Below are 10,000 nucleotides of genomic sequence, written 5' to 3' on the forward strand. Positions count from 1 at the left end.
GTGAAATTCGTCGAAAATGACGCAGCCAATGCCTTCCAGCGCCGGATCATCGACGATCAGCCGCGAAAACACCCCTTCGGTGACGACTTCGATGCGCGTCTGTTTCGACACCCGGCTGTCGCCACGAACGCGGTAGCCGACTGTCTGGCCCACGGGTTCGCTTAAAACCTCAGCCATACGCATGGCCGCCGCCCGCGCCGCCAGCCGGCGCGGCTCCAGCATCACGATCTTTTGCCCGGCCAGCCACGCCTCATCGAGCAGGGCCAGAGGCACGCCCGTCGTCTTCCCCGCCCCCGGCGGCGCGATCAGTATGGCGGTCGTGCGCTCAGCCAGAAAGGCCCTCAGCGGCGCAAAAATCTCTTCAATGGGCAGCATATGCCTCATCTACTCCGATTTGGGGCAAAGTGTGAGCGTCGTTTGTCGGCAATCCCAAACAGTTTGCAGACGCAAGGCGCGAAATGTGTAAATATATGTCGTTGCCAAAGCGACAAGATGACGTTAGCGTCACGGTTTCGTTAAGGGTTTGCGTCAGGGCGCAGCCCTTCTGTCGCACCATTTGGGGGACGCATGTCCAATATATTTGCTCGGCTGGGCCTGAAAAAGTCCATTGCCAAGATTCAGGCAGAAGCGGCCAAGAGTCCGCTCAAGCGCACGCTCGGCCCGATCAACCTCATGTCTCTGGGCGTCGGGGCCATTATCGGCGCCGGCATCTTCGTCCTGACCGGACAGGTCGCCTCGGCCAATGCCGGTCCGGCGATCATGATTTCCTTCGTTGTGGCCGGTATAGCCTGTGCGCTTGCCGGCCTTTGTTATGCCGAACTGTCTTCGACCATGCCGGTATCGGGCTCGGCCTATACCTATGCCTATGGCACTATGGGCGAAGTGTTCGCGTGGATCATGGGCTGGCTGCTGGTGCTGGAATACGGCATTGCCGCTTCCACCGTCGCCGTCGGCTGGTCCGGCTATGTGGTCAGTCTCCTGGCGGATTTTGGCGTCCACCTGCCAGCCCTGGCCGGAGGTGACCCCTCGCACCCGGCGGCCATGTGGGCGACGCCGCTGGTTCAGGCGGTGGCCAATGACTCCGGCCACACCACCATGATGATGACCGGCACCTTCAACCTGATTGCGGCCATCGGTATCGCTCTGGTAACCGGCCTGCTGGTTCTGGGCGTGTCGGAATCGGCCAATGTTAACAACGCCATCGTTGTCCTGAAGATTATCGTGCTGCTGGCCTTCATCGCGGTGGGCGTCACCTATATCAATCCGGCCAACTGGCACCCCTTTATCCCTGAACCCACCGGCAATCAGGGCGAGTTCGGCATCAGCGGCATCTTCCGCGGTGCGGCCATCATCTTCTTCGCCTATGTCGGCTTCGAAGCCGTGTCCACCGCCGCCGCCGAAGCCAAGAACCCGTCGCGCGATGTGCCCGTCGGCATTCTGGGGGCGCTGATCATCTGTACGCTTATCTACATGGCCGTCGCCGCCGTCATGACCGGCGTCGTGCCGTACAAGGAACTGGCCAGCCCCGCCCCGATCGCGGTGGCTATCGACCGTATGGCGCTGACGTGGGCCAACTTCTCGGCCCCGTGGACGGAAACCGGCACGATGAACGCCATCAGCCTGCTGATCAAGATCGGCGCTGTGGCCGGTCTGTCGTCGGTGATGCTGGTCCTCTGCTTCGGTCAGACGCGTATCTTCTACACCATGGCGCGCGACGGCCTGATCCCCGCCGTCTTCGCCAAGATCCACCCGAAGTTCCGCACGCCGTGGCTGGGCACCATCGTTCTGGGCATCATGATCGCCATTGCGGCCGCCTTCCTGCCGATCAGCCTGTTGGGTGATCTGGTGTCGCTGGGCACGGCGGTTGCCTTCTCGATCGTCTGCTTCTCGGTGATCTTCCTGCGTATTACCCACCCGGAAATGGAGCGTCCGTTCAAAGTGCCCGGTGGTATCTTCACGGCGGTCCTTGGCATTCTCGCCTGTCTGTTCCTCGCCTGGCAAAACTTTGCGCCGATGGTCGATCACGCCATGAAGGGCAATACCCTGCCGCTGACCATTCTGGTGGTCTATGCCATCGTCGGGGCACTGATCTATGCCCTCTATGGCTTCTGGCAGTCGAAGCTCGCCAAGGGTATCGACATTACCGAAGACACCGATCTGGCGTCGCCGGCCGAAGCCTTCGGCAAGGGCGTCGATGACGTGAAATAGGCCTTCTGAGGCTTGTAGTTTACCAAGGCTCCGGTCATATCTGGCCGGAGCCTTTTCATTGCCGGAAACCCGATGACCGCTGCCCCCCCTATCCGTCTGTTCGTCGCCCCCGTCACGCCGCTACAGCAGAACTGCACCGTCGTGTGGTGTACGAAAACGCAGAAAGCCGCCGTGATCGACCCCGGCGGCGATATCGAGCCGGTGCTGGCCGAAATAAAGCGGCGCGGCCTGACGGTTGAGAAAATCTGGGTGACGCATGGCCACGCCGACCACGCGGGCGGCACGCAGGCCCTGCATGAGGCGACGGGCGCACCCATCGAAGGTCCGCACGAAGGCGACCGCTTCTGGATCGAGCGCATCCCGGAAGACGCCAAGCGCTGGGGGATTTACGACGCCCGCAGTTTCGAGCCGACGCGCTGGCTCACGCACGGCGACACAGTGACCTTGGGTGAAACCGAATGGCAGGTGATCCACTGCCCCGGCCATACGCCGGGCCATGTCATCTTCTACCACCCCGAAAGCCAGTTCGCTCAGGTGGGGGATATTCTGTTTCGCGGCTCGATCGGGCGTACCGATTTTCCGCGCGGCAACCATGCCGACCTGATCAACGCCATCACCACGCGGCTTTGGCCGCTGGGGGATGTGCAGTTCGTCTGCGGCCACGGCCCGATGTCGAGTTTCGCAGCCGAACGCGCCCATAATCCGTTTGTCGGCGACCGCGTGATCGCGCAGTCGGCCCCCAATCGGTCGGGGCCGGGGTAATAGAAAAAGCCCCGTTTTGAAACGGGGCTTTCGAGGGTTAGAGCGGATTTCGTGCAGATTGAACGAAATCCGCTCTAACCTTTGTTTTGTCGCGCATTTGATTCCGAAAACCGTTGCACACTTTTCGGAATGCGCTCTAGCCTTTGAGTAGCGGCACCAGCTTCTGGGCGATGCCCATATCGCCGATGATCTTCAGCTTGCCCTGCATGAAGGCCATCATCGGATCGAGCTGGCCCTGCGCCAGCGCCTTCAGGTTGTCGATGGAGACGACGACCGTCGTATCGGCGGGGCCGTCTTCGTTGGAGACGACGTTCGGCACATTGGCGGCATTGATCAGGATCTTGCCATCGTCACCGAAGTCGAGCTTCACGATCTTGCCCAGACCGGAGTTTTCGCCCACAGCGGCGGTGATTTTTTGCGTAATGGCGGCCAGATCGGACATGGTCATTTCCTCTGAGTGTGTGTAAGGCGCTTGAGTTGACGCCGTCGGACTTGACCTTAACGGCAATTTTTTCAGACACAAGCGTGACCAAGCGTCAGGTCGCGGTAAATTTTTCGGGATAAGTCCATGCGTAGCTTTGATGCGGTCATAATCGGGGCCGGTGCCGCCGGATTGATGTGCGGCATCGAAGCGGCAAAGCGCGGTCGCAAGGTGGTCGTCATCGACCATGCGCGGGCCCCGGCGGAGAAGATCCGCATTTCCGGCGGCGGGCGCTGCAACTTTACGCACCTTGAGGCCGCGCCCAAACACTATCTGTCGCAAAACCCGCATTTCTGCAAATCGGCGCTGAAACGCTTCGGACCGTGGGATTTTCTCGACCGCGTCATCGCCCACAATATCCCCTATCATCACAAGACCGAAGGCCAGTTGTTCTGCGACCATTCGGCCAAAGACATTATCGACATGCTGCTGGGTGACTTGCGCGCCCACGGCGGCGAACTGTGGCTGCAAAGCCCGGTGCAGGGGCTCGACAAGACGCCAGAGGGGTTTCGTCTGTCCCTGCCGGATGGCGTGATCGAGACGAGGAAGCTGGTGCTGGCCACTGGCGGGCTGTCCATCCCCAAGATGGGCGCGACGGGCCTTGCCTATGAGGTGGCGCAACGCTTCGGACATGGGCTGATTGGCCCGCGTGCGGGCCTCGTGCCCTTTACGTTGGGCGGACAAAAACTCGATTATATTTCAGGGCTTTCCGGCGTCTCTCTTCAGGCACGCGCCCGCATCGGTAAGACGGTGTTTGAGGATGGATTCCTGTTTACCCACCGCGGCCTGTCGGGGCCAGCCATGTTGCAGATTTCCTCCTTCTGGACGCCGGGACAGACGGTGGAAATCGACCTCCTGCCGGGCACCGACGCCCTGGCCGTTTTGAAAGAGCGCCGCCAATCCACGCCGCGCCAGCATATCGGCAATGTTCTGCCCGACCTCGTGCCGGCGCGCCTCAGTGAGCGCATTCTGGAGGCCACGATTATCGCCCCTGAGACGCGCATTGCCGACCTTTCGGATAAGCGCTTAAGCGCGCTGACGGCCCTGATGCAGCCGTGGGCGCTGATCCCCGACGGCACCGAAGGTTACCGCACCGCCGAGGTGACCGTGGGGGGGATTGACACCCGGCAAATCTCTTCGCAAACCATGGAAAGTCTGCTCTGTCCCGGCCTGTACGTTATTGGCGAAGCGCTGGACGTTACGGGCTGGCTGGGCGGCTATAATTTTCAGTGGGCCTGGTCTTCGGGCTGGGCCGCCGGTCAGGCGTTGTGATCACCGCACAAGGAGGGCCAGACTGGCCAGCCAGGCCATACCCCCTAAAGTGCCGCTCCATAACGCAATCTGGACAGCCACCTGCATCATGGCCTTGCGGCGCTGCTCAGCCTTCTCAAAACGCTTTTTCCGATACTGTTTATCGGCCTGCATCCAGTTCATCGGGAGCCTCCTTCCAGATAGAACAGGTCTTCGACACGACAATCGAGCACCTCGGCCATTTTGAGCGCCAGTAGGGTCGAAGGCACGAAGACCTCGTTTTCAATGGTATTGATTGTCTTGCGCGATACACCGGCCATCACGGCCAGATCGGCCTGCGTCAGATTGCGGGCTGAACGGATATCTTTCAGACGGTTTTTAAGCCTCACTTCGTGCATTGGGCCCTATCCCCGGTAAAGCCAGGCATAGATAAACGAATTGAGCGTGACCCCCGTTGCCAGCAGTAGCGGCAGGACGACGCGGGCATCCACCTGAGTAAAGAAGGTCGCCGCATAAACGGCTGCGACCGCCAGTAACAACCCCCAATATCCCCCTTGATAGGCGTATCTTGTGACATAGGCGGTGCGCTCGTCGTCGATCAGTCGTGTCACCTGCCGGTTGCGTCGCAACCACGCCATCTGCACGAAAACGCCCGCCAGACTCGTCGCCCAGATCGGCCAACTGAGTGTCTGAATGAGGCTCCACTGTTGCGGGGACCAGCCGAAGAGGCCGGTCTGGTGTAAACCTTGCGAACCAATCCACGCAAAATAGGTAACGCCATTAATGGCCAGCAACAGACGCCGCCAGAGTCTCTGTCTTTCGGCCTGCTCAATCCGCTTTTCATTATCCACGTCGGTTGCCCCAGAAATATAACCCATAGGTTACATGTAACCCATGGGTGACATATCGTCAAGAACCGAAAAAAGCCTCCGGAGCGAACCCCGGAGGCTGATTTTACGATGGGAAGAACCGTTTGCACCCGGTTAAGGGTGCAGGGGCGAGCCCCTGCTACTCGGCCGCAGGGCCTTCGAGCAGGACTTCCGCCGGCAGCGGTTCCATCGTCTCTTCGCGCTGATGGGCCAGAGCCTCGTCGCGCTTCATGGCGATGCGTTGCAGGCGGCGCAGGTAGGCGCCGGTGCCGACCGGGATCAGACGGCCGACGATGACGTTTTCCTTCAGGCCGTCGAGGGTGTCGATCTTGCCCTGCACCGAGGCTTCGGTCAGAACGCGCGTCGTCTCCTGGAACGAAGCGGCCGAGAAGAAGCTCTTGGTGTTGAGCGAGGCCTTGGTGATACCGAGCAGGACCGGAGCCGTGAGGGCCGGACGACCACCACGCTTTTCGGCCTTGAGATTCTCGGCTTCCACTTCGCCCTTGTCGAGCTGATCGCCCTTGATGAGGCCGGTATCGCCGGGCTCCAGGATTTCGACCTTTTGCAGCATCTGACGGACCACGACTTCGATGTGCTTGTCGTTGATCGGCACGCCTTGCAGACGATAGACCTCCTGCACCTCGTTGACGAGGTATTCGGCCAGCGCCTCAACGCCCTGAATACGCAGCAGATCGTGCGGATCCGGGTTGCCGTCGATGATGTAGTCGCCCTTCTGGATGATATCGCCGTCGTGGACGGAGATATGCTTGCCCTTCGGGATCAGGAATTCGACGGGTTCGCCACCGTCCTCCGGAGTGATCTTGATGCGGCGCTTGTTCTTGTAGTCGCGACCGAATTCGACGCGGCCATCCATTTCGGCGATGACGGCGCAATCCTTCGGACGGCGGGCTTCGAACAGTTCGGCGACGCGCGGCAGACCGCCGGTGATGTCGCGGGTCTTGGCACCTTCGGTCGGGATACGGGCGATGATTTCACCCGGACGGACCTCGTCGCCATTGCCGACGGAGAGAATGGCCCCGACCGGCAGCAGGTAGCGGGCTTCGGCCCCGTTCGACAGACGCTTATAGGCGCCGCTGTCATCGACCAGACCGAGCGTCGGACGCAGATCCGCCGCGCGCGAAGAGGCGCGGAAGTCGGTGACGACGCGGTTGGTGATGCCGGTGGCTTCGTCGGTTTCCTCGCGGACCGACTGACCTTCGGTCAGGTCTTCGAAGCGGATCTTACCGCCGACTTCGGTGATGATCGGGGTGGTATAGGGGTCCCACTCCGCCAGACGCTGGCCCTTCTTGACCTCGGTGCCTTCCTCGACGCGCAGACGCGAGCCGTAGGGCACCTTATAGGTTTCGCGATCCTTACCATCGTGATGGATGGTGATGATCAGGTTGCGCGACATGGAGATCAGGTCGCCGTGCGAGCCGCGGACGGTCGGAGCCGCCGACAGCTTGATCACGCCGTCCGACGTCGTCTCATAGAAGGACTGCTCGGCCACCTGAGCGGTACCGCCGATGTGGAAGGTACGCATGGTGAGCTGCGTGCCCGGTTCGCCGATCGACTGAGCCGCGATGACGCCGACCGCTTCACCCATATTGACGCGGGTGCCGCGGGCCAGGTCACGACCGTAGCAGGCGGCGCAGGTGCCCTGTTCGGCCTCACAGGTGAGGACCGAGCGCACCTTGACCGACTGAACGCCGGAGGCTTCGATCTGATCGACGACGTTTTCATCGACATAGGTGTCGGCCGGGACCACGACTTCGCCCGAAGCGACGTCCTTGATGTCTTCGGCCGTGGTGCGACCGAGGACGCGCGCGCCCAGAGACACCAGCACGTCACCGCCTTCGACGACGGCGCGCATGGTGATGCCCTTGGTCGTGCCGCAGTCCTCTTCCATGATGATGCAGTCCTGAGCCACGTCCACAAGACGACGGGTCAGGTAACCGGAGTTGGCGGTCTTCAGAGCCGTATCGGCCAGACCCTTACGCGCACCGTGGGTCGAGTTGAAGTATTCAAGAACGGTCAGACCTTCCTTGAAGTTCGAGATGATCGGCGTTTCGATGATCGAACCGTCTGGCTTGGCCATCAGGCCGCGCATCCCGCCGAGCTGCTTCATCTGGGCCTGCGAACCACGGGCACCGGAGTTGGCCATCATGTAGATCGAGTTGATCTCTTTTTCACGGCCATCGTCGGTCTTCAGCTTGCGGCTGATTTCCTTCATCATTTCGTCCGACACGCGGTCGGTCGCCTTGGACCAGGCGTCAACCACCTTGTTGTACTTCTCACCCTTGGTGATCAGACCGTCGGCGTACTGCTGCTCGTATTCTTCCACCAGCTTGCGCGTCTCTTCGACGATGCCGTGCTTGGTTTCAGGGATAACGATGTCGTCCTTACCGAACGAGATACCGGCGCGGGCGGCTTCCTTGAAGCCCAGAGCCATCATCTGGTCGGCGAAGATCACCGTCGCCTTCTGACCGCAGTGGCGATAGACCACGTCGATCAGGTTACCGATTTCCTTCTTGGTCAGGTTCTTTTCCAGAACGCGGACGCCGATAGAGGCGTGCAGCGGCAGCAGGGCAGCGATCTTCATGCGGCCCGGCGTCGTGTCGATGACGCGGGTGCGCTGAACGCCGTCCGGGTCCACTTCGGTGAAGCGGCACTTGACCTTAGCGTGCATGGAAACCACGCCGGCATCGAGCGCCGACTGGATTTCGTTGAGGTCGGCGAAGATCATGCCTTCACCCAACTCACCGTCCTTGACCAGCGACAGGTAGTAGAGACCCAGCACGATGTCCTGCGACGGCACGATGATCGGCTTGCCGTTGGCGGGGCTGAGGATGTTGTTGGTGGACATCATCAGCACGCGCGCTTCAAGCTGCGCTTCGAGCGACAGGGGCACGTGGACGGCCATCTGGTCGCCGTCGAAGTCGGCGTTGAAGGCCGAACAGACGAGCGGGTGCAGACGGATCGCCTTGCCTTCGATCAGCTTCGGCTCAAAGGCCTGAATGCCGAGGCGGTGCAGGGTCGGGGCGCGGTTGAGCAGGACCGGGTGCTCACGGATGACCTCTTCGAGGATATCCCAGACCTGCGGCTGCTCGCGCTCAACCATGCGCTTGGACTGCTTGACGGTGCCCGACAGGCCCTTGGCGTCGAGACGCGCATAGATGAAGGGCTTGAACAGTTCCAGCGCCATCTTCTTGGGCAGGCCGCATTCGTGCAGCTTCAGTTCCGGACCGACGGTGATAACCGAACGACCGGAATAGTCCACGCGCTTACCAAGCAGGTTCTGACGGAAGCGGCCCTGCTTACCCTTCAGCATGTCGGCCAGCGACTTCAGCGGACGCTTGTTGGCGCCGGTGATGACGCGACCGCGACGGCCGTTGTCGAACAGAGCATCGACCGATTCCTGCAACATCCGCTTTTCGTTGCGGATGATGATGTCCGGCGCGCGCAGTTCCATCAGGCGCTTCAGACGATTGTTACGGTTGATGACGCGACGATAGAGGTCGTTGAGGTCCGAGGTGGCGAAACGGCCACCGTCCAGCGGCACCAGCGGGCGCAGTTCAGGCGGGATGACCGGCACGACCGTCAGCACCATCCATTCCGGACGGTTGCCGGATTCGATGAAGTTTTCGATCAGCTTGAGGCGCTTGGAGGCCTTCTTGGCCTTCATTTCCGACGGATTGTCGGCCAGCTCGGCGCGCAGCTTGTCGGCGACTTCGTTGAGGTCCATCGACATCAGCATGTTGCGGATGGCTTCGGCCCCGATCTCAGCGGTGAAGCTGTCGTCGCCGAACTCTTCCTGATAGCGGTAATACTCGTCTTCGCTGAGCAGCGAGTTGAGCTTCAGCGGCGTCAGGCCCGGCTCGGTGACGATGTAGTTTTCGAAGTACAGAACGCGCTCAACGTCCTTCAGCGCCATGTCGAGGAACATGGCGATGCGGGAAGGCAGCGACTTCAGGAACCAGATGTGCGCGACCGGCGACGCCAGCTCGATATGGCCCATGCGTTCACGGCGAACGCGCGACAGGGTCACTTCGACGCCGCACTTTTCGCAGATAATGCCCTTGTACTTCATGCGCTTGTACTTGCCGCACAGGCATTCGTAGTCCTTGGTCGGACCGAAGATACGGGCGCAGAACAGGCCGTCACGTTCCGGCTTGAACGTGCGGTAGTTGATGGTTTCCGGCTTCTTGATCTCACCGAACGACCACGACAGGATCTTTTCGGGCGAGGCCAGGGTGATGCGGATCTGGTCGAAGGTCGGGGCGACCTGGACCGGATTGAAGATATTGAGGACTTCCTGGTTCATATGAATTCCAGCTTTCCGTCATTAGAACTTAGTGGGCAGCGATGCGGGGGCAGGCCCCCTCCACCACTTCGTGGTCCCCCTCCCCCGCTACGCAGGGGAGGAGCG

At 61.0% G+C, this 10,000-nt stretch carries 9 protein-coding genes; 3 read left to right on the forward strand and 6 right to left on the reverse strand.

The genetic code is table 11. From position 1 onward, the window contains the following. Nucleotides 1-375 (reverse strand): DEAD/DEAH box helicase (locus tag LDL37_RS08540; RefSeq protein ID WP_366509229.1); only part of this gene is annotated, 375 nt, incomplete at its 3' end. Nucleotides 376-567: 192 nt separating this feature from the next. Here LDL37_RS08540 and LDL37_RS08545 point away from each other — a divergent pair. Further along, nucleotides 568-2,208: an amino acid permease gene (locus LDL37_RS08545; RefSeq protein ID WP_290796755.1), complete on the forward strand. Its 1,641-nt coding sequence runs from the start codon at nt 568-570 to the stop codon at nt 2,206-2,208. Nucleotides 2,209-2,280: 72 nt separating this feature from the next. Further along, entirely contained in the window at nt 2,281-2,970 is a 690-nt protein-coding gene (locus tag LDL37_RS08550) for an MBL fold metallo-hydrolase (RefSeq protein ID WP_290796758.1), read from the forward strand. A gap of 136 nt (nt 2,971-3,106) precedes the next feature. Here the strand turns inward: LDL37_RS08550 and LDL37_RS08555 are convergent, their stop codons facing one another. Further along, nucleotides 3,107-3,412 carry an SCP2 sterol-binding domain-containing protein gene (locus LDL37_RS08555; protein WP_013480446.1) on the reverse strand — a complete coding sequence of 102 codons (306 nt, stop codon included), beginning with the start codon at nt 3,410-3,412 and terminating at the stop codon, nt 3,107-3,109. A 126-nt stretch (nt 3,413-3,538) separates the two neighbouring features. On the opposite strand from LDL37_RS08555, the gene LDL37_RS08560 reads away from it, so the two are divergent. Next, on the forward strand, nt 3,539-4,723 hold the full coding sequence (locus LDL37_RS08560; RefSeq protein ID WP_290796762.1) for an NAD(P)/FAD-dependent oxidoreductase: 1,185 nt from the start codon (nt 3,539-3,541) through the stop codon (nt 4,721-4,723). Here LDL37_RS08560 and LDL37_RS08565 read toward each other — a convergent pair whose 3' ends face one another. The 4 genes from LDL37_RS08565 to rpoC form a co-directional block, all read right to left on the reverse strand. Next, nucleotides 4,724-4,885, reverse strand: a complete 162-nt coding sequence (locus LDL37_RS08565) for a hypothetical protein (RefSeq protein ID WP_290796765.1) — start codon at nt 4,883-4,885, stop codon at nt 4,724-4,726. Next, a complete protein-coding gene (locus LDL37_RS08570; protein ID WP_290796768.1) occupies nt 4,882-5,100 on the reverse strand; it encodes a helix-turn-helix transcriptional regulator in 219 nt (72 codons plus the stop codon). Before LDL37_RS08570 ends, LDL37_RS08565 begins: the two co-directional genes overlap by 4 nt. 6 nt (nt 5,101-5,106) lie before the next feature. Continuing rightward, entirely contained in the window at nt 5,107-5,580 is a 474-nt protein-coding gene (locus LDL37_RS08575; RefSeq protein ID WP_290796771.1) for a hypothetical protein, read from the reverse strand. A gap of 130 nt (nt 5,581-5,710) precedes the next feature. Next, nucleotides 5,711-9,895, reverse strand: a complete 4,185-nt coding sequence (gene rpoC, locus LDL37_RS08580) for a DNA-directed RNA polymerase subunit beta' (RefSeq protein ID WP_290796774.1) — start codon at nt 9,893-9,895, stop codon at nt 5,711-5,713. Nucleotides 9,896-10,000: the final 105 nt, after the last annotated feature.

This window comes from Asticcacaulis sp. (assembly GCF_020217185.1).
In the GTDB taxonomy this organism is placed as follows: Bacteria; Pseudomonadota; Alphaproteobacteria; order Caulobacterales; family Caulobacteraceae; genus Asticcacaulis.